General features: G+C 65.9%; 12 protein-coding genes. 5 read left to right on the forward strand and 7 right to left on the reverse strand.

The window, feature by feature from the left end:
* Positions 1-352 precede the first annotated feature (352 nt).
* From QP089_RS21925 to drmB, 5 genes are read left to right on the forward strand one after another with little or no spacing between them, the layout of a single operon-like run.
* Positions 353-1,342 (forward strand): hypothetical protein, encoded by a 990-nt coding sequence (locus QP089_RS21925; RefSeq protein WP_285913597.1) that lies wholly within the window; start codon positions 353-355, stop codon positions 1,340-1,342.
* Positions 1,339-2,868, forward strand: a complete 1,530-nt coding sequence (locus tag QP089_RS21930; protein WP_285913598.1) for a DISARM anti-phage system protein DrmE domain-containing protein — start codon at positions 1,339-1,341, stop codon at positions 2,866-2,868. Before QP089_RS21925 ends, QP089_RS21930 begins: the two co-directional genes overlap by 4 nt.
* Positions 2,865-4,559, forward strand: coding sequence for a nuclease-related domain-containing DEAD/DEAH box helicase (locus QP089_RS21935; RefSeq protein ID WP_285913599.1), 1,695 nt, complete (start codon positions 2,865-2,867; stop codon positions 4,557-4,559). Before QP089_RS21930 ends, QP089_RS21935 begins: the two co-directional genes overlap by 4 nt.
* The gene (locus QP089_RS21940; RefSeq protein ID WP_285913600.1) at positions 4,556-7,993 is read left to right on the forward strand and encodes a helicase-related protein; all 3,438 of its coding nucleotides are present in this window, start codon (positions 4,556-4,558) and stop codon (positions 7,991-7,993) included. Before QP089_RS21935 ends, QP089_RS21940 begins: the two co-directional genes overlap by 4 nt.
* A complete protein-coding gene (drmB, locus tag QP089_RS21945; RefSeq protein ID WP_285913601.1) occupies positions 7,990-9,885 on the forward strand; it encodes a DrmB family protein in 1,896 nt (631 codons plus the stop codon). The genes QP089_RS21940 and drmB overlap by 4 nt, the downstream gene beginning before the upstream one ends.
* A 108-nt stretch (positions 9,886-9,993) precedes the next feature.
* Here drmB and QP089_RS21950 read toward each other — a convergent pair whose 3' ends face one another.
* The 7 genes from QP089_RS21950 to QP089_RS21980 all read right to left on the reverse strand — a co-directional run bounded on the left by QP089_RS21950 (position 9,994) and on the right by QP089_RS21980 (position 19,754).
* On the reverse strand, positions 9,994-10,260 hold the full coding sequence (locus QP089_RS21950; protein WP_285913602.1) for a hypothetical protein: 267 nt from the start codon (positions 10,258-10,260) through the stop codon (positions 9,994-9,996).
* A 702-nt stretch (positions 10,261-10,962) separates the two neighbouring features.
* Positions 10,963-11,817: a hypothetical protein gene (locus QP089_RS21955; protein WP_285913603.1), complete on the reverse strand. Its 855-nt coding sequence runs from the start codon at positions 11,815-11,817 to the stop codon at positions 10,963-10,965.
* A 784-nt stretch (positions 11,818-12,601) separates the two neighbouring features.
* Positions 12,602-13,993 carry a hypothetical protein gene (locus QP089_RS21960; RefSeq protein WP_285913604.1) on the reverse strand — a complete coding sequence of 464 codons (1,392 nt, stop codon included), beginning with the start codon at positions 13,991-13,993 and terminating at the stop codon, positions 12,602-12,604.
* 71 nt (positions 13,994-14,064) lie between these two features.
* Positions 14,065-14,664, reverse strand: coding sequence for a hypothetical protein (locus tag QP089_RS21965; RefSeq protein WP_285913605.1), 600 nt, complete (start codon positions 14,662-14,664; stop codon positions 14,065-14,067).
* A gap of 1,246 nt (positions 14,665-15,910) precedes the next feature.
* The gene (locus QP089_RS21970; protein WP_285913606.1) at positions 15,911-17,029 is read right to left on the reverse strand and encodes a terpene synthase family protein; all 1,119 of its coding nucleotides are present in this window, start codon (positions 17,027-17,029) and stop codon (positions 15,911-15,913) included.
* Positions 17,026-18,414, reverse strand: a complete 1,389-nt coding sequence (locus tag QP089_RS21975) for a cytochrome P450 (protein ID WP_285913607.1) — start codon at positions 18,412-18,414, stop codon at positions 17,026-17,028. The genes QP089_RS21970 and QP089_RS21975 overlap by 4 nt, the downstream gene beginning before the upstream one ends.
* Positions 18,411-19,754 (reverse strand): WS/DGAT domain-containing protein, encoded by a 1,344-nt coding sequence (locus tag QP089_RS21980; protein ID WP_285913608.1) that lies wholly within the window; start codon positions 19,752-19,754, stop codon positions 18,411-18,413. The genes QP089_RS21975 and QP089_RS21980 overlap by 4 nt, the downstream gene beginning before the upstream one ends.
* Between the last annotated feature and the right edge of the window lie 212 nt (positions 19,755-19,966).

Below are 19,966 nucleotides of genomic sequence, written 5' to 3' on the forward strand. Positions count from 1 at the left end.
TACCTGCCAATAGTCATCGGGGAGTGCCATGTTTCGCTACCCGAAAACGCGACACCAGGATCCCTGCCTAAAACTTCTCTCCAGATGCCGGAGCTGATAAGCTGTGTGTGGGTACATGGCCTTCATCGTCCGCCCAATTTCCCTCGCGAATCAGGCGGACGAGCGGGATGGTTCGTGCTGTCAAGTTGCCTGAGCTGGTCGGTTGCAATAGCGCTTCCACAACAGCGCTAGAGGGTCTATGGGTGCCTTACAAGCAGGGGCTGTAAGCGTTAACCTTGCGCTGCAAGCAGGAGCGGGCCTTCCCTGTTAGCCAGCCAAGTCGGCAGGGAACCCGGTCGACCTTTCCGGGGAGGTGGATGCGCTGGAAGATCAGCACATCCGGCGGCCGTCTCCCGTCTTTCTGGTTGAGGATGCTGGAGGAAGGCCCCAACCCGCGCCGACCTGGTTCGTCGCCTGGGTGCGCCTCGGTGCCCTTGCGGCCCTTGGCAACTTGCTGAACAGACTGGGAGAGCGCACCGTCCTCGCGGTATCCGTGCCGGCCCGTCCGGTGGCTGCCGCGGCTACGGCCTTCGGCTTCTGCCGACAGCGCTTCCTCAGCATTCCGGACAACCGGTGTCCTAGCGGCCTTGACCGCTCTCTCGGCGAGCTCGAGCCGGGAATGCGAGTATGGCTGCACCTTGCCGATCGCGTGCTTTCCGGGACCTTCCTCGGGCTCCGGCCGGGTGGCCAGGTACATACGAGCGCCGGCAGTTACCTGGCCCAGGTGGTCGAGGAGGTGCGCGTCCCCCCAAACTGGGCCGCGCTGCCCGACGGGCACAGCTTCCTCGCTGTGGAAGATCCCTTCCTCCGCGGGATGCTCCGGGGCCGCTCCCCCCGCAGCTTTATCACGTCCTGGAACCAGGACATCGTCATCGTCGGTTCGCGGGACGCCCTGCTTGCTGACCTGGAAGAGAGGATCAGCCCTGCAACTCCCGCTGTTCCCGTGGGAACTCTCGCCTCCATCGTCCGGCCACTCGACCTGTTGGGCGAGCGGAAGCGGTGCCAGATCCCCGGGTGGCGCAGCGTCCTGATGAGCTCGCGCAGCTCCAGCGCCGCGTGGAGCGAGTGGGACGAGTCGCCGGAAGTAGCGGTGCTGGACGGTTCCTACGCCGTCAGCCGCTGGCTGGAGGAATGCAGAGCTAGGCTAGTTATCGCCGTCCTCGACCGTACAGAAAGCGGGTTGGAAGCGGCTGTGGGCGCGCTCGAGCAGGAGCGGGCGTTCATGGACCCCATCCCTCCAGCCGAGATCGCATGGGAGCCGCCTGCCGGATGCGAACTCCTCGCCTACCGGAGCCGGGGATGAGTTCGATCCTCGCGGCCAATGCCTTCTACAGGGCATCAGCGCATCCCTCGATCCTCCGGCGCCCCGTCCAGGACACCCTCGGGGAGCGGTTCGCCCTCGCCCTCAACGCCCTCCTGCGCGAGCTAGGCGAGGACGCCTCGTCTCCGGCGTGGGAACCTCTCGTTGCGTCAGCACGGGCCGCGCGCTGGCGTACGGTGACGGAGCCCGTGCCGTTCGCATCAGCCTTTTCCAGCGCAGCGGCACCGCTCGGTCGACTCCTCGAACTTGCAAGCCAGCTAGGCGGGAGCCTGGACCCCTACCTGCGTGCGCTGCTCGAGGAACTCGCTGCAGCAGGGAGCGACTACCGGCAGGGTGACAACTGCGTACTGTCCAGCGCGTTCCTCGACCTGTGCAGCTCTGGGAGATCTGGCAGCAGTTGCGTCGTGGTCGCGCGAGAGCTCATGATCGGCCGGATCTCGGGATGGCTCGAGCAGGAGGGGCAGCGAGTACCAGTGCTCGCGCCGCGGGAGTTCACCACGTCACCGGAGGTCTGGGACCGAGCGATCGTGCTGGGGGCTGGAGTATGGTTCCCGCCCCGGATGATGGTGACCCCCCGCGCCGATAGGATCATCCTCGTCCATCCGCGCTGGGTGAGGGATAGCAGGCGCTTCCAGGGCATCTTCGGCGAGCTGGCGACCCGTGGCCTCAGCGTAAGTGTCGAGGAAGCCCCAACTCCAAGCGCTACCAGCCCCGTCCCCGTACAGCTCCCTGCTGCGGGTATGGCACCGCAGCTTGACTGGTCGCTGCTGAAGGCCTCCGCACCAGATCACGCCTCCGGAGGCCACCCGACGGAGGCCCGGCTCGCGATACTTGGTGGTGGGCATGCTGTGTGGCTACCCGTCACGGCGCAGCGCATCAGGGGCTTGCGCCCGTCGGCCCCAGCAGGCGAGCGGGTGGTGAATCTCGGTATGGAAGAGGTGCGCCCTGGCGCAATCCTCCTCCTGCGGTTCGGTGGCACGGATGCCAGCGCCCTGCGACCGCTCGTGGATTCGCTCCTTGGCCAGAAGCGGTCCGGGATCCGGGACCTAGAGGAGGGCTGGAAGTCGCGCCTCCGCCATGCGATCGCTACGCACGGGATTTCGGGGCTGGAGAGGAAGGTGCGTGACCGGGGAGCCGCCGTGACGAACGTGCCTTACTGGGCTTCCGACGAGTGCTTGCGCCCGAAGAATGATGGGGATTTCAGGGCCCTGCTCGAGGTCATAGGGCTCGAGCCGACGGCCCCGTACCTCGATGCTGGTCGCGCACTGTGGAGAGCTCACAATGCTGCTGGCCGCCAGCTTGCCCAGGCGCTGGAGAGGTACGTGGAAGGTCAGGATCTCGCCGACCTGGAGATCCGGGGAATGCAGGAGCTGAAGCTCGAGGAGGTTCCCGGCGTCGCTGCCATGGTCGCGTTCCGCGTGATCGCGATCAGCCCGGATACCGCGACCGTCCCCTCGCACATGGCCCGCCGACCGTTCCTCGCACGAGGTGCAGCATGGCTCGAATGATCCCTCCCGTCCCCGTCCAGAAAGCTCCTCCCGGCGAGCGACTCCTGTTCCAGAGGCTGCTCACCGATCCTGGTACGAGTGGTTGGACCGTCCTCCACTCGCTCAACCTCGCCCATCACGTCCGCCAGGTCGAGGGCGAGGCCGACTTCGTAGTGATTGTTCCGGAACTTGGCGTGCTCTGCGTGGAGGTGAAGTCCCACCTCTCCGTGCGCAGGGCGGCGGACGGGATGTGGCACCTGGGGAAGCAGCCGCCGACCGCGCGCAGCCCCTTCCGGCAGGCCAGCGACCAGATGCACAGCATCCGCAAGTTCCTGTCCAGCAAGCGCTTCGACGTCCGCGAGGTTCCCTTCTGGTCGGCTGTCTGGTTCACGGGGGCCAGCGCTGAGGTGGAGGCCGACCCGCTCGAGTGGCAGCCGTGGCAGCTGCTCGACCGCCGGGACCTCCGCCGCCCCGTCTCGCAGACGCTAGCCGCGGTGCTGGTCAAGGCTCGCCAGCACCTCGCTTCGAGAAACCCCGCCTTTGATCCATCCCTTGCCCGGCCCGCGCCCCCGCAGTGCGACGAGATCGCTAGGAGGCTCCGGCCCCGCTTCGAGACAACGATCGCCGCCGCCGACTACCGGCAGGTGCGCGAGCAGGATCTCCAGCACTTCCTCGACGAGCAGTACGAGGCCCTCGATGCGATGGACGAGGAGCACCAGGTGCTGTTCACGGGGCCAGCCGGGACGGGCAAGACCTTCCTCGCGCTGGAAGCGGCGAAGCGCGCCAGCCTGCAAGGGCTGGAGGTGAGATTCGCTTGCTACAACCGCCTCCTGGGCCAATGGCTCGCTTCGGAGCTGCAAGGCTTTCCTGGTATCCGGGCCGGGAGCCTGCACAGCTTGATGGTCGACCTCGCAGGCGAGCGGCCCCCCAGAAACGCGGAGAGCAGCTGGTGGAACTCGCAACTGCCCGATCTTGCGCTGGAAGCGCTCCTGGAACGGGAAGATCCTGCTGATGTCCTCATCGTCGACGAGATACAGGATCTTTGCGATCCCGCCTTCCTCGACGTGCTGGACCTGATGGTCCGGGGCGGGCTTGCCGGTGGCCGCTGGCTCATGTTCGGGGATTTCGAGCACCAGGCTATCTACGGTACGGGCGATGGTCGTGCGGAACTCGCGGGACGATCACCCAGCCTCTACAGGAGGACGCTGGCCAGGAACTGCCGCAACACGCCACGTATTGGGCGCACGGCCGCAGAGGCATCCGGGCTAGCGGGCGCTTACCGCGGGTTCCGGCGCCCCGATGACGGCATCGATGTCACGTTCATGCGGTGCTCGACACCGGCTGAGCAGGAACGCTCCCTGGCGCGTGCCCTCGATCTCCTCAATGAAGATCACTTCCAGGACGACGAGATCGTCGTCCTCTCCCCGATGGCTGGGGGCACCGCAGCGCGGGCGCAGGACCAGCCCCTCCGCAACCGCCTCGCTGATTACGCTACTCGAGGCAAGAAGGTGCGGTACTGCACTGTCCATGCCTTCAAGGGGCTCGATGCCCCCGCTGTGGTGGTCACGGATATCGACACCGCCAGCGGGGAACGCGCGGAATCCCTGCTCTACATCGCGCTGAGCCGGGCCACGGACAGGCTGGTAGTCCTCGCGAACGACGAAGCTCTAAAGAGTATGTGGAAGAACGTGACCGGGGGGAATCGACTATGAGGCAGACCTTCCACGGCTCCAGGGAGCACACGTTCGAGGCCCTCTCCAGGGAACTGTTCGGTCCCGGGCCGGAGCGCTCCGGGAAGCCCCTCGACCTTTCAAGAGCGGTCCACTTCCCGAGCTGGGAAGCGGCGCGTGGCGTCTGGCACGACGCCGCATCCGGGCAGGAGATCCTTACGGAGGTGGTGCCTTCCCGGAGGTACGGCGTCGGGATCCTTTTTCCCGGCGGGACCCTGGAGGAGCGCTCTGCCGGCCCTGGCCTGGACGTCGAGCACTGCGAAGAGCCGCAGCTGCCGGATGCGGACATCGAGAGCAAGCAGGCGAAGATCGCCAGTCGAGACGAGGCTGGCCAGGACGACGACCTCGATCTGTCCCTTGCGAACGTGCGGCTACCGAGCACCCTCGGGCTCTCAGTGCACGGGTCCTTCCCGGCGGGTTCGCGGATGGTCCTGACCGCCGAGGTGGCCCGGTACCGCTCGTTCGAAGTTGCTATCGCAGAAGGCAAGCGGGACTGGTGGGTCCGGGAACCGGTTACCATCCGGGCCACCTTCCGCGGCGAGGACCTGGCTGTGACCGGCAGCCAGCGGCAGCGGATCGATCCGTACCCGCAGCCAGAGCTCATCAACGCTGGCGGTTTCGATATAGAGGTCCGCGCCTACAGCAGGATGGTCCAAGGAGATCACCTGATTACAGTCACACTCACGAACCGCTCGCACGGCGGGAAGGACGGCGCCTCGCTGTTCCAGGCAGGATTCGAGCTCTCAGCCGAGAGCGGAGGTGCGTTCCTTCCCTACCCGGAGCGCCCGGGCGAGCACGAGCCCGACGATGAGGAGGCAACAGCCGCCCTGCTCTACCGGCACCATCGGACCTTCGCTCTCGGGCACGGATGCGCCGCAGACTGGGAGCGGGAACCCGGAGAATACGTCGGCTCGATCAGGGCAACCTGTCTCCCGTCATTCGAAGCGCCGAGCATCACGCCCGACATCCAGCTCCCCGACAGCAGCCGGCTCGAGGTGAGCATGGAAGCGCTCGCCGCAGAGGACAGGCAACACGAGGCAAGCAGGCAAGTCAGCCTCCTGGTCGCCGGATACCGGGACTGGATAAGCGGGCTCGAAGAGAAGGCTCTCGAGCTCCCCCGGGAGCATCGCCCGGCAGCAGAGCGCCACATCGCCGATTGCAAGGTAGCCCTCGAACGGGTCGAGCGAGGATGGGCTCTGATCCGCCGGGATCGGAAAGTTGCGCTGGCCTTCAGGCTGGCCAACGAGGCGATGCTCGTCCAGCAGGCCCGATCAGCTGCGCCGCTCCGGCAGACCGTCGTCGACAAGTCCGGCCTCGTGCAAGTCCTGGGCGAGTTTCCCACCGGCGAGCTCCCGCCAGGCAGGGGGAAGTGGCGCCCCTTCCAGATCGCTTTCCTGCTCGCCGTAGCCGAATCGGTAGCCGACCCGACCAGCACGGACCGGGACACCGTGGAGCTGATCTTCTTCCCCACCGGAGGCGGCAAGACCGAGGCGTACCTTGCTGTGGCCGCCTTCTCGCTCTTCCTGCGGCGCCTGAGAGATCCCTCGGATGCCGGGACAGATGTCATCATGCGGTACACGCTCCGGCTGCTGACCGCCCAGCAATTCCTGCGGGCCGCGTCGCTGATCTGCGCTATGGAATATATCCGCGCTCGGCGTTCCGACCTGGGTGGCGAGCCCTACAGCATCGGCGTATGGCTCGGTGGCGGGACCACGCCGAACTCCCGCAAGGGCGCGATAAGGTCGTGGGACGACCTCGCCAGGAATCCGGGCAATGCCGCCAACGACTTCCTGCTCCTGAGATGCCCGTGGTGCGCCGCCCGGATGGGGCCCACCGAAGGGCAGTTGCGAAGTACCAAGGGGAGCAAGGCCAAGGTGATTCCCGGCTACCACAAGCATCGCAGCGGGGTCACGCTGCGATGCCCCGATAGCCGATGCTCGTTCCATGACGGCCTCCCGATGCTGGTCGTGGACGATGACATCTACGACAAGCCTCCATCCATGATCATCGGAACCGTGGACAAGTTCGCGACCATGGCTTGGAAGCCCGACTCCCGCGCGATCTTCGGCCTGGATCGCTCCGGCGAGCGACGCTTCTCCCCGCCCGGTTTGATCATCCAGGACGAGTTTCACCTCATCTCCGGCCCCCTCGGCTCGATGGTCGGGCTGTACGAGAGCGTGGTGGAGGACCTCTGCACCGATCGCTGCGGTGCCCAGCTGGCCAAGCCGAAGATCATCGCTTCGACAGCGACGATCCGCCGCTACCGGGAGCAGGTCGCCGGGATCTACGCCAGGGACCGCGTCGCTCTCTTCCCGCCACACGGCCTCGACGCCAGCGACTCCTTCTTCTCCGTCTGGGCACGCGACGGTCGCGGCAAGCTGCTTCCAGGGCGCCGGTACGTGGGGGTGCACGCGCCTGCCCTCGGCTCCATGCAGAGCGTCCAGGTGAGGACTGCCGCGGCGCTTCTCCAAGCACCGCTCTCCCTGCCCGACGAGCAGCGCGATCCGTGGTGGAGCAGCCTCTGGTTCTTCAATAGCTTGCGCGAGCTCGGCAACTCCCTTTCGCTTCTCCAGGCCGACATCCCCGACTACCTGGTGGGGCTTCGTCGGCGCGACGGGCTGGAGGACATCCGCTTCGCGCGCAGCATCATGGAGCTCACGGGACGCCGCCGGAACGACGAGATCCCGCGGGCGATCGAGGAGCTCTCCACTCCCTACGGTGAGGGCAGGGCTGTGGACATCTGCCTCTCTTCCAACATCATCGAGGTCGGTGTCGACATCGACCGGCTGTCTCTCATGGTCATTGTCGGCCAGCCCAAGACCACGGCCCAGTACATCCAGGTTTCCGGGCGCGTGGGCCGCCGCTGGGAGGAGCGCCCTGGACTCGTGGTTACCCTCTACGGCGCTGCCAAGCCCAGGGACCGATCGCACTACGAGCGGTTTCGTACCTATCACGAGCGCCTCTACGCCCAGGTAGAGCCCACCAGTGTGACGCCGTTCGCCGAGCCGGTCATGAAACGGGCACTTCACGGGGCGCTCGTGGCCCACATACGTCTGACCAACCCCGATGGCCTGCAGCCCTGGCCTCTCCCTGGCGATGCCGCTGGGCACGCAGCCAGGATCCTGCTCGAACGCGCTCGACAGGTCGACCCGGAAGAGGCAGGGAACGCCAAAGAGGTCATCGAGCAGCGCCTGCGCGAGTGGAAGAGATGGGAACGCAGCGAGTGGGAGGCTGACACGTCCAGCGGCGATCCGCTCAATGGCCTCATGCGCTATGCCGGATCGCCGGCGCCTGGCAAGCAGCCTGCGACTTCGTGGGAGGTGCCGGCATCGATGCGCAACGTCGATGCCGAATGCAAGGCTGCTATAACACGCTCCTACAACAGGGACGATGAGGTCCAGGAGGATGGCCAGTGACCAGCGGGAACATCCGCCGCGCGCAGCTGATCTCCCCCTTCGGAGCTGGCGCCATGACCGTGCTGGTCGACGGCACCTCCGTGATTGCCGCTGGGCTGGATCATTGGTTCGAGGGAGCGACAGATCCGGAAGAGTTCAGCCTGGAAGAATGGCGGTTGCAGAGCAGGCTGAAGGTCAACCACTTCCGCCTGCCGCCGCCCTACGTTCGCCCCTCCCGGAGGGCAGCGGGACCGGCGCAACGCACTACCAACCTGGATATCACCGTCCCCTTCCTCCGCTTCCCTGCCTGGAGCTTCTGCCCCTTCTGCAAGCGCCTCGAAGCGAGCCCCCTGGTCCTCGAGGGCAAGGCATATTGCAAGGATCCGGCGCACGAGCGCGGGGGCAAGCGCGGCAAGGGGCCAGCCATGGCACAGGTTCCCTTCGTTACGGTGTGCGAACAGGGCCACCTGGACGACTTCCCCTGGCGGGAATGGGTCCATCGCTCCGTCCAGCCCAGCTGCGTCGGCACCCTGCGCCTGCACTCGCGAGGTGGTGGCTCACTCGCCGGCCAGGAGGTCTCCTGCGACGGATGCAAGCGCAAGCGGTCGCTCGAGAACGTGATGAACACCATCCAGGTAGACGGCCAGGAGACCACCATCCTGAGCAGCACCCTTGAGAAGGGAGCGGACTTTTCCTGCCGCGGCTTCCGGCCCTGGCTCGGCGGTGCCCGCCAACCGTGCGGGTGGCCGATCAGGGGAAGCCTCCGGGGAGCTTCCAACGTCTACTTCCCGCTGGTCGAGAGTTCCATCTATCTCCCGCAGAGCCCGAGCTCCACCCCGGAAGAGCTCATGGAGATCGTGACCTCGGAGCAGTTCGCGTCCGGGATGTCGCTGGCGCGCGCGATGGGGGACGGGAAGATCACCGTCGAGAATTTCCGGAAAATGGACAGGGGCGGGTTGACGAGCTCCTTTAGTGACGATCAGGTCCGTGATGCCCTTGACGAGTATCTCGGTGGGGAGGCCGGAGAGCAGGACTACGACCTGGACGAGCACAGCCCAACCGAATGGCGGCGGCCCGAGCATGCTGTGCTGAGGGAAAGCATCGAGCATCCGCACCTTCGCGTCACAAGAGCGAAGGGATCCTATGCAAGTGCTGTCGACGAGTCATTCTCGCGCGTCCGGTTGATCGAGACGCTCCGCGAAACCCGTGCACTCTGGGGATTCACGCGCCTGAAATCGGGAGGCCTCAAGCTCCGCGAGGGCAAGAAGTTGCTGCGCCTGACCCCCTTGCCCCCTGGCCTGGACTGGCTGCCCGCCTATACCGTTAACGGCGAGGGCATCTACCTGGAATTGGACGAGACCCGGCTACAAGGATGGGAGAGCAGGCGCGAGGTCCAGCAGCGTGCCGGGCGACTGGCAGCGCGTTACGAGACTGTCAGGGCTTCCCGTGGTTCGGCAGAGCGCGAGGTGTCTCCCCGCCTGGTCCTCGTCCATACTATTACCCACCTCCTAATCAACCAGCTCATCTTCGACTGCGGATACAGCACCGCATCCCTCCGCGAAAGACTGTTTGTCTCGACGAACAGGCAGCGTCCGATGGCTGGCATGCTGATCTACACTGCGGCGGGCGATGCCGAAGGGACCATGGGCGGGTTGGTCCGTATGGGCAAGCCCGGGTACCTGGAGCGCGTCTGGGAAGCTGGGCTCGCCAATGCTGCATGGTGCTCGACAGATCCGATCTGCATGGAGGAGGGTGAGAGCGGCCAGGGGCCCGATTCTTGCAACCTCGCAGCCTGCCACTCCTGTGGGTTGCTGCCCGAGACATCTTGCGAGGAGTTCAATCGCTTCCTGGATCGCGGGCTCGTCGTCGGATCTCTCAAGGAACCTGAAATCGGGTTCTTCCAGCCCGGGTGAAAAAGAGCTGATATCGGCTCGCCCGGCGTGTTCGCTCCAGCTAAATCGTATTTAGCTGGAGCTGGTGGTCGCAATAGATCGGCTCGTCACCTCACCTTCGAATCCCCACTATGCCCCTTCCGGGAAAATGTCATTCGGCTCGTCGGCTACGCGTTCATGTTCGCCGCATACTCGGCATACCTGAGGTTCGAAGCCGGGCTCGATCTCGTGACTCATCGGGCAGACGCCGCGCGCGAGCTTGTCTAGCGCCTCCTGAGCGGACTCGACCGAAGCGAAGTAGCCGAGGCCGGGGACCTCGATGACGTCGACTCCTGGGAGGTACGGACTCTTCGCGACGATGATCTCTCGCGTGATCCCGCCGGTCCTGAGTTCCATCGTGCCTCCAAATCTCTTCGGCGATGGACTCGCCTGGTCCTGCGCTTCAGCGGTTGACCGACACGTACGGGGTGGTCACGTGCTCCGATCTCGGAGCTTCCTGGCGCCTCATCACAGTACGTCATGCGACCTGGCTGTGCTGGTTGCGCACAACTGGACCCTTGGCCACCGGACGATGCCCCGCCCTTAACTGATCGAAAAGTGAAGGAGGCGTGCGATAGTCCTTCTATATAGTTAGAACGTCCTGGCGCTCCGCGAGGGCGAAGAGCGTTCTTCGTGCGATATGACGCGGGCTTCTGCAACAGATGAGGTCACCGTGACCAGGAGCGTTGAACAGGTAGTCGCAGCTTTCTTGGAGGATGCTAAACGGCTGACAGTAAAGGCAGCTGGGCAGCCATTCGTTCGATCATGCAGCGGTGACCGCCCGGCCGTTTACGGGAGTTGACTCGGCTGTGGCGCTCGGTGCTTGATGTCACCCAGTCACGGAGGCGAGCGGGTGCGGACGGCAATTCCAGTAGTGCTCGGCTGGACATCAGGTGCCCTGGCAGGGCGAACCTCCTGGTCGACCTCGCGCCTATTAGGTGTTTTGCCGCGCGAGCGAACAGATCCGCGACCGCAATCATCTCGCGGTGGGCGCAGTCACCTTAGAAGGCTCATGCCTTCGGAGGTTAATAAATTTACTGTAAGTCATCAAAAGGTTTCCTATTGAACTACAAAAGATCGAAGTTCACCGAGCAATTTCGTGCGCGCTCCTGCATTAACCGAAGGCAGGCCCTTCGCATATTTGGAGGTGATAACTTTGCCCCCTAGAGTGCGACCTGCTTCTAGGCTCGCCAGAGCATCGATCACGGTTGTGAGATGACGGTTGCGTGTCTTATAGAAACTCGGACCAGCGACGAACCAGTTGAGCTCATCCAAATCCATCTCGGGTATGACCACTCCCGGGTCTGGAAGCATGTCCCATGCGGCCTCCACGATATCCGCTAGAGCGGGGTTCACTGTGGCCTTCCGGTAGATGGCGAGGGACATGGCCTGGAGGGTGCGCTGGTAGATGCCACCCTCCCGGTCTGTAGCCTTAGCCACCTCGCTGGGGAGCCATACAACATTCGGTACGAAGCTGTAGAGGCGCGGTATTCGGCTGGCGAGTAGGTCATGCCGGACTACCCGCCAGATGTGCGCAGCTACGAAGCCGCCGGCCATCTTTGCGCCGTTCAGCGTCTCATTTGCTTTGCTGGCGATCTGCTGATTTCTGGCAATACCTTTCATGAACGAGTTGTCGTCAGCCAGATAGCCGTCCTTGTCAGGATAAGACCACATGTCGCGTCCATCGGCGAGGTGCCTTCGACGGCACCTCAGATCGCGGACGGCCCACGGCATCGTGATCGGCCAGTCAGCGTACACCTCCAGAGGAAGCCAGATGCCGACCTGTGCGAGCAGCCGTTGAGGGTCCTCCGCGTCATCAATGCTGCCGGGGGTGCGCGCAAGGTGCTGCGCTAGGAGTTCCGCCCCGCTAACCTTGCCAAACAAACCCGTCATGTCGGGAGCATACAGGATCATTCATCACATTCTTGGCCGCCTTAGGACCCCCAGCCAACGAGAACGCCGTGATGGGCTTGGAGGAATGTCGGTTCCCGGTATTCCGGGAACGAATAAGCGTCGGTCTGCGCTCTCCCTGAAATCGGAGGACCGAACCGGGAGAAGGTTGCGTCGTTGCGTGCCAGGAGACGTTCGTTCGATCCGGAGTCGTTCGCATCATGGAGGAGACCGGCAAGTCAGTAGCTCAAACGACTTGTAACCTTTGTAGCAACGAGCACAGACTTCACGACTGGACGAATAAGGAGCGTCTGGCCGGTTCTGCCGGGAACGGAGGCGACACGCTGTCATAGCCGAAGTCGTCGGAGGACTCGGGGTTGAGCGGGGCCGGGCAGAGGATCTGGCGCGGCTGCGTCGGCAGAAGGCCGACATGGCCAGGGGCATACTGAGGAGAAGGCCGTCTAATGGGCCGAGCGCGCTGAGTTGGAGACGGAGCCTGATGCCCTCAGGCGATCAGTGATCCTCTGGGTGAAGGACGCAAGAGGGCGGACGAGCGCCGGTCATCAAATCGAACATCACGTGATAGGTCTCGTCGAGTTCGGGCCGGTATGAACTGATCTTGTGCAGTGAACGTGGACCGGACTCGACCGGGACATCTTCGCCCCGCTGCTGTGATCATTACCGGGATCCCGTCAGGGCACCGCTTCGCTTCTGCCTGACCTTCGGCAGAGCACGGCGCTACGGTGCCTGCTTTTCCGCGTCACTGCCCCGATCAGCGTGACGGACATACGGTGGTGGGGCATGACGGTCACCAGTGGTCGATCTCGGGCGTGTGTTCTTCTTCGAAGAGGGCAGCCCGCCGGCTACCTGATATTTCGCGCATATGCTTTTGGAGGCTGGCAAACGCGGCACTGGCCTCTCGGCCTTCCTCGGGATCAAACTGCGGAAACGCGTACAGGGCCAATGGGATGAGCTCCCCGATGCCGAAACGGCTGGACCCGTACCCGGTCACGGACTTGTTGGAGTAGTTCAGCTTCAGGAAGTTCCCGCCGGCCGCTTTGACGGCAACGCGCCGGATGCGCGCGTTCGGCCCGGCCGTCGAAGTCACGCGGAGCAAGTCCTCGTCATTGAAGACCTCTTCCTTGCCTTCGGATTCGCACGTCCATTTCCTGCCCTCCTCGACGAACTCGATCGTGCGAACGGCGTGTCGGGCTTCGGCAAGTCGCAACCGTTCCAAGACCTCGTCCAGTGGGGCGCCGCTGGATTCGTGGATGACGGGCATTTGTTCGGCACTGCCGTACAGGCGCAGAAGAGAATGTCGGGTCCGGAAGTTGAGTCCGCCGTCCTCTATGGACCAATAGGCAAATCTCGAGTCAGGCGGGAAGTCTGTCTCGGATGCGATCGCAGAACAGGCCCGCGCCTTAAGGCGGTCCGTGTTGGCCCAGACGAGTTCTTGCAAGTTATCGGTGGCTTCTGGAAGGTCCAGGGCCACGAGTTGATCGAACGTCAATGTGAAGGCCAGGTTTCGCCAGAATAGACTGTCTCGGATCCAGTCCTGTTCAAGGAGGAAGAGCAGGGCGCTGCTGTCCAGTTGTTTCTGTCTGACGGTCGCCGGAAAAAGGGACGCAGGCTGTCCTGCGCCGACCCACAAGGCCTGGAGGACCTGGAGGAGTCGATCAGTGCGATCGGAGTCCAGGACGCCCGGGATCCGGTTCGCCGCATTGGCTGTGCGCTCTGGATCGCCGCGCTTGGCGGATTCGAAGCCTTCCTCGAAGAGGGTGGCGGTCTCGGCGGCCTCCGCCCGATCGACGACGCCTCGACCTCCTTGCAGCACGGCAGCAGATGCGAGGCCCATCAAGTCGGTGCGGCGCCTGCGGTCCAGAAACTCCTGCGTGCCTGCCGAATCGGTTACCAGAACGCCGTGGTCGCGAGCCTCGGAGGACACAAGAGAATTGTGATCCGCTGAAGCCGAAACGGAGCCTAGTGCAAAGAAGATTGGTTTTCGATCAGGGACCAGGCCGATATCTTCGGCCAGATGCTCCGGATTGGTGTCTGCGCGGATGAACAGTTCGCGCGGCCGTTCTTCTCCCGGCCAGGTGAGTAGTAGATCGGGGACAAAAGTATTATTAAAGTATTCAGTGCTGTTAATCTGGACCCTGACGTCCAGTGCACGGACCTTGTTGATGACCTCATTCTTCACGGACGAGATGGAGTTCGCTAGATCCGCAATGCTCGCAAAGTGCCCGGTATGCGCCGAAAAACGATGACCAGTCATGCCTGACCTCGCCTCCTGCGTATACGCTCCAGCTCCCCGAGTTCTGCCGGGGAGATGACGAGCCTCTCTTGCCGTTCTGACAGTACGATGAGCCACAGACGTTCTGTCACGTTTTTGATGCGGTCGTCATCGATCAAGGCGGCAGCCGCGTCAGCGTCCTGAGTACCCAGGACCCTCTCTCGCTCCCTCAGAACGCCCTCCTTGACCTTCGTCGGCGTGCACAGCTCGTTCCAGGTCTCGACGTTGAAAGGACACCAGGTGATCCACATGAAGTTGTGCGCGTTGCCGGGGTGCTCGTCCAGTGCGACGTAGCACTTCGCGAGGTAGCTCAGGTATTGAGGGCCCTGCTTCGAACTGGTCGTGTATCCCTTCACCTCGGTGAGGAACGACTGGTTCTCCAACCGGTCGCCCCGGAGGATGCCGCCCAGGTCGAAGGAGAAATCCTGGCCGCCGTGGGGCCACGGGAATGTCAGCCTCTCTGCGCCGAACTCGTCGGTGACCAGCCAGGACGCCCGGACACGGGTCGAGTTGTCAAGCCAGAGCTTGGCCCGCCGCGCATAGTCCGCGCCTTGGACATGGAGCTGTTCCCCGGGCATGGCGAGATCTTACCGGCGCCTCTCTGCAATTCTCAGGTGATCGGCCAGGAACGCCGGCCCGCAGGGGCTCAGGGGGACCGAGGCCGTCAACGGACCGTTCAGAGCGGCGACCGTCGGGTCGCCGACCGCTGACAAGCTGGCCGAGACGACGAGGAAAGCGGGATCAGGTGCGCGACCCGCCTCTAACTGTGAGTGGCCGACCGTTTCACGGTTGCGTGATCGGGTGTTGGTCCTGGGATTGAGGCCTGCTGGTGTGGCCGTGGTGTGGCCAAACGGCCTGGAAGTGCATTGGATCTTGGTGGATGGGGTGGCCGCGTGTCCGTTTTTGAGTGGACTTTGTGGCACGCGGCCACCCCCTGGGGGCGGTTTACGAGGCTCTGCTAATGCGGTTTGGGTTTACCGCCCATCCGGGGTTCAAATCCCCGATCCTCCGCCACCTGACCAGGGACTTCGCCCGAGATTGCGATCTTGGACGAAGTCCCTGTCCCGTCCCGGATGTACGTTTTCCGCATCTGGTGTGCACGGGACGTCTGCGGAGTGTTGCCGTTTCGCGCTGAAGCCCGGGTGTCGACCCCTTTGGGTTTGGTTACCCTGCGTGTTTGCCGTGCCTGTTGCGGTGGTCCGCGATTGAGACCACGTCGGGGGGTGCCTCTGTGGCTGGCGAGGGATGGCCGCCGCCACAGCCTCTGGACACTTCCGGAAGCACCGAGGTGCAGGTGTCGGTGGTGAACGAGCGTCTCGCTGATCACTTTCATGTTGACGTTGCCAGCAGCGCGAGTGTCGCCGCCCCGTGCCGTGCGGAGTCCACCTACCTCGGGGCCGGCGACGGACCTCTCTTGTTCCTGGGTGGCTCCCCGGTCCAGCAGTGCTGAGAAGGTCGCCTCGTCCAGCGCCACGGTGTGCTCGCCACTGGATGTCGTGGTGGTGTCATTGAACCCCAGGTCAGATCCTCGAAGTGGATCAGCCTGCATGGTCGGAACGCCGCCGGCTCGGCCGGCATGTTCGGAACGGGCGTCTGGCTGATCAACTCTGTGTCGACCTTGGCGTGGCTGCCGTCGGCAGACAGCTCGACGCCCGCCGCATCGACGCCTTCGCGGATCTCGACGTTCTCCAGCTGCGCCATCCGATCCCGCAGCAGCTCCTCCCAAGCGGTCCGGCCCGCGTGGAGCAGGAAGGGGGGACGCCTGCTCTGCGGCGTTCCGATCGAGACGGCCGGAGCAGGGAGAGGTGGGGAGCGGGGGCGTCTTCAGAGGGTGGGTGTCCACCACCAGGCGATCGAGGGGATCGGTGGGGGTGCGGTGGATGGGGCTGTTTCGGTGAAGGTGGCCTTGGTGGCGACGGCGCCGGGATGGCCGCCGTCAGGATTGGTGTATCGGCCGGCTTGCAGGCCCCATTCCAGGTTGCCGGGGATCAGGTGGGTCAGGTGGTCGATGTAGCGGCGCAGCGGTCGGCTGGCGCCGGGCAGGATTTGGTCGCGGAGTTGGAGGAAGCGCAGGGTGAGCCGGTTGCACAGCTCGGCCGCCTGCTCCAGCGCCTGCTCCAGATTCAGGTTGCGTTCGGCGCGCAGGACGTCCGGCAGGTTCAACCGGCACGGAGAAGGCGCGGGAGTCCGGGTGGCCTGCCACAGTTCCTTGCCATAGGAGAACAGGTCGTCGTCGAAGGCGGCGGTGGTGATGGCGATCTCGGTCAGCGCGCGGACGGCGGGGGCGTCCATCTCGCGGGACGGGACCTCCTCGCCGTCGATGATCTCGGTGAACGCGGTGGTGGCGGCGCCGGCTGCGGTGTGCTGGCGCATGTGGGCGTAGTCGTTGAGGGAGGGGGTGCGGCCGACCTTTCGGTGGGCGAATTCCCAGAGCACGCCGAAGAACCAGGCGCGGTGTCCCTCGACGCTGCGCCGGGCCTGTACGGGAGTGGCGCACGCTCTGGTGCGCTCGGCCAGGTCGCGCACCGGGGCGTCGAACATGCCCCGGAGGGTGCCGGGGTCGCCGTAGGGGGTCTCCAGGGTCCGCAGGATGCCGGCGGCCATGCCGGCGAACTGGTGGGGGTCGGTGCTGGCCGGTCCCTCATCGCACTGGACGTCGTCGAACAGGAACATCAGCGTGCACCAGTCCACCGCCAGTTGCAGGCGTTCCGTGGGGGCGGCCGGCATGATGCGGCCGTAGAAGCCGGGGCAGTCGTTGCCGCGCATCCGCGTCCGCTGCTGCGCGGACAGGGGAATCGCGAAGCCGTCGATCCAGGCCCGGGTGCCCAGCGCGAGCGGGACTTCGTCGGGGTGGCGGACGGCGGGCCAGGGGCAGTAGCGGGGCGGCAGGTCGACCCGTATCACCGGGCCGGACGAGCCGGTGGGGCGGACGCCGACGGTCATGCGGTCTCTCCCGGGCGTGCTGGGATCGGCGGGTCGGCGGCGGAGCCGGCATGCGGGGTCAGGCGCAACAGGAGCCGGCGGGGACGCAGGTTGGTGGCCATCGCGACCGGGCGCGCGTCGGTGCCCGCGGCGCAGCGGATCTGCCAGCGGCGGGTGATGATCGACAGCGCCAGCACCGATTCGGTCATGGCGTAGGTGTTGCCGAGGCACTGGCGGGCGCCCCCGCCGAACGCGGTGAAGGCGCCCCGGGGGAGCGCGGCCGCGCGCTCGTGCCGCCACCGGTCGGGATCGAAACGCTCCGGTTCGGCGAACAGGGCCGCCCGCCGGTGCAGGGCCGGGGCCATGAACAGCACGGTCGAGCCCGCGGGCAGCAGCCGTCCCGCCAGCTCCACCGGGGCGCTGGTGACGCACGTGAACAACCATCCGGGCGGATACAGCCGCAGCGTCTCGGTGACCACCTGCCCGGTGTAGACGAGGCGCGGGGCGTCGGCGCCGCGGGCCACGCCGGCGCCTTCGCGGTGGACCTTTTCGGCGGCCGCGGGGTGCCCGGCCAGTAGCCACAGCGCCCATGACAGCGTCGAGGCCACCGGATCGCCCCCGGCCACCAGCATCGTCAGGACCTGTTCGGCGATCTCGGTGTCGCTCAGTCCGCCGCCGTCCTGGCGCTGGGTGGCGAGCATCGTCGACAGCAGGTCGCCGTGGTCCCGGCCGTCGCGCCGGTAGGCGGCGATGATGGCGGCGACGCTGCGCTTGAGGTCGGCCAGGGCGCGTGCGAAGCGGCGGTGGGCCGGCGTGGGCAGGCGCTGCAGGGGCCGCGGCAGGAACATCCGCCGGAACAGGTGGTCCAGGATCGTTTCGACCGATCGGTGCACCGTCTGCACGGCCGCGCTGTCGGCTTGGGTGGAGAACAGGGTGTCCAGGACGGTGCCCATCGCGGTGTCGTACAGCGCCGGATAGGCATCGATCACCTGGCCGTCGCTCCATCGCTCGGCCAGCGCGCCGAAACGCGCCGCCATCACGGCGCTGTAGCGCTCCAGGTGCGCGGCGTCGAAGGCCGGTTGCAGCAGCCGCCGCTGTCGACGGTGCTCGGCGTGCCGGCAGGTGCCCACCCCGTTGCCCAGTACGCTGCGCGCCCGGTCATAGAACGGGCCGCCCTTGTCGAAGGTGCGGCCGTCGCGCAGCACCCGCGACAGTAGGTCCGGATGGCACGGCACGAACGCCCGGACGGGGCCGAGCCGCACCTCCACCAGATCTCCGTGCGACGAGAGGCCGCCGGCGAACTCCAGCGGGTCGCGCAGCAGCGACCAGGCATGCCCGACCAGCGGCAGCGCTCCGGGTGCGACCCCGGCGAGCCGGCTCGTGCCCTCGTGCTCGGGAAGGATCATGGTGTCCTCTCGCCGGTGCGACGATGCAGGTCTTCGGCCGCCTTCACCCAGAAGTCCAGCAACGAGGAGGCGTGCGCGATCCCGGCGTCGGCCAGCAGCGAGGCCGTCACCGACGTTCCGTACTGCGTCAAAGTGATCACTACGCGGTGGCCGGGCGGCAGCGGAGCGACCGCGGTGACCTGCCGCACGGGCGCGCCGAGGACCGCCAACCCCGGTTGAACGGGCACCGTCGTGACCCCCATGGCCAGGTACCGCCGATCGCAGTAGCGAGCCAGCAGCAGCCGGGCCAGCCGGTAGGGGACCCATTCGGCCAGCAATCGGTTCCGGGCGCGGTGGCGGCGCATCCGTGACGTGCTGGTCTGCACGGTCACATGCCGCAGCCGCTGGAGAGGGTCCGCCAGTGCGCACGGCAGCACCACCCGCAGAACCGCGGCCTGGTTGCCGAGCGCCCCCGCCCTGTCGGGCGGTCGCAGGTTGAGCGGCAGGAGTACCGCCAGCCCGGTGTCGCGATGCCCGACCGGACGGTCGTCGTCGTTCGCGGCGCCGGTCGTGGCGGTCGCCGCTGCGAAGTCTCGCGGGGTCCAGGCGCGCAGTGCGCCCGCGAGAGCCGCCAGGCACACCTGGTTCAGGCTCGCCCCCGTGGCGTCGACCGTTTCCCGCAGGGCGGTGGGGTCGAACGTGACGCTGTGCAGGACCCGTCGTCCCGTCAGCGGCCTTTCATTGGGCGACCATCGCGCGGTGCGCCGCCACGGCACGGCCAGATCGACCCGACCGCCCACGCCGAACAGGCCGGTGGCCGACGACGCCGACCGCCGCGCGCCGCCGGGCGGTCGGGCACCGGAACGCGTGGGGGCCGCCAGCCGGCGGTCGCCGAACAGTGCCTCCAGTACGGCGGCCTGGGACATGCCGTCTTGGAACCGGTGATCTGCGCGCCAGCACAACGTGTACTCGCCGGGGTCGTATCCGTGCAGCACCGTCAGGTCCCACAACGGGCGGTCGGGCGGCAGCGGTCCGTCCAGCACCGACAGTGCGGCCGCCTGCGGATTTCCCTCCGGCTCCAGCGCTTGCCAACGCAGATGGTCGCCCACCACGAACCCGGACGCGGGCACCCATGAGGACCGGCGCCAGTCCGCCCGGTAGGCCAGGACAGGGGCACGCTCGGCCCGCTCGGTCACGAACGCCCGCAAGACCTCCGGCGTTGGAGCGGGCCCCGCCACCCGCAAGAGCGCGCAGCAGTGCATGTGCGCGCCGTCCTGGCAGCGGGAAGTCAGCCAGTTCACCACGCGGTCGGTCGCGTTGAACGGCACCGGCCCGGCCGGCCTCCCGGTCTCCACTGCCACGGGCATCTCCCCACCGGGACGGCAAGGGCGCCGGTCCCTTCCTCTGGCGTCCAGAGGCCACGCCCACGGATGCGAGGGCCTCTTCGAGGTCTACTGTCCGCGCAGCGAGGAGACAAGGAGCGGTCATAGCGGTTTGGCGTTACCTCGACGCTCGACCTTCGTGACCTGCCCGGTGGCCTCCGCCGGGAGAGGGCGGCGCGGAGAGGACTCTG

It is taken from the genome of Actinomadura opuntiae (assembly GCF_030283205.1).
Lineage (GTDB): Bacteria > Actinomycetota > Actinomycetes > Streptosporangiales > Streptosporangiaceae > Spirillospora.

Bases quoted from the DNA above. Each gene is read 5' to 3' on its own strand.
- QP089_RS21930 (WP_285913598.1), top strand. From the start codon at position 1,339: ATGAGTTCGATCCTCGCGGCCAATGCCTTCTACAGGGCATCAGCGCAT.
- QP089_RS21935 (WP_285913599.1), top strand. From the start codon at position 2,865: ATGATCCCTCCCGTCCCCGTCCAGAAAGCTCCTCCCGGCGAGCGACTC.
- QP089_RS21940 (WP_285913600.1), top strand. From the start codon at position 4,556: ATGAGGCAGACCTTCCACGGCTCCAGGGAGCACACGTTCGAGGCCCTC.
- QP089_RS21950 (WP_285913602.1), bottom strand. From the start codon at position 10,260: ATGGAACTCAGGACCGGCGGGATCACGCGAGAGATCATCGTCGCGAAG.
- QP089_RS21955 (WP_285913603.1), bottom strand. From the start codon at position 11,817: ATGATCCTGTATGCTCCCGACATGACGGGTTTGTTTGGCAAGGTTAGC.
- QP089_RS21965 (WP_285913605.1), bottom strand. From the start codon at position 14,664: ATGCCCGGGGAACAGCTCCATGTCCAAGGCGCGGACTATGCGCGGCGG.
- QP089_RS21970 (WP_285913606.1), bottom strand. From the start codon at position 17,029: ATGACCGTCGGCGTCCGCCCCACCGGCTCGTCCGGCCCGGTGATACGG.
- QP089_RS21975 (WP_285913607.1), bottom strand. From the start codon at position 18,414: ATGATCCTTCCCGAGCACGAGGGCACGAGCCGGCTCGCCGGGGTCGCA.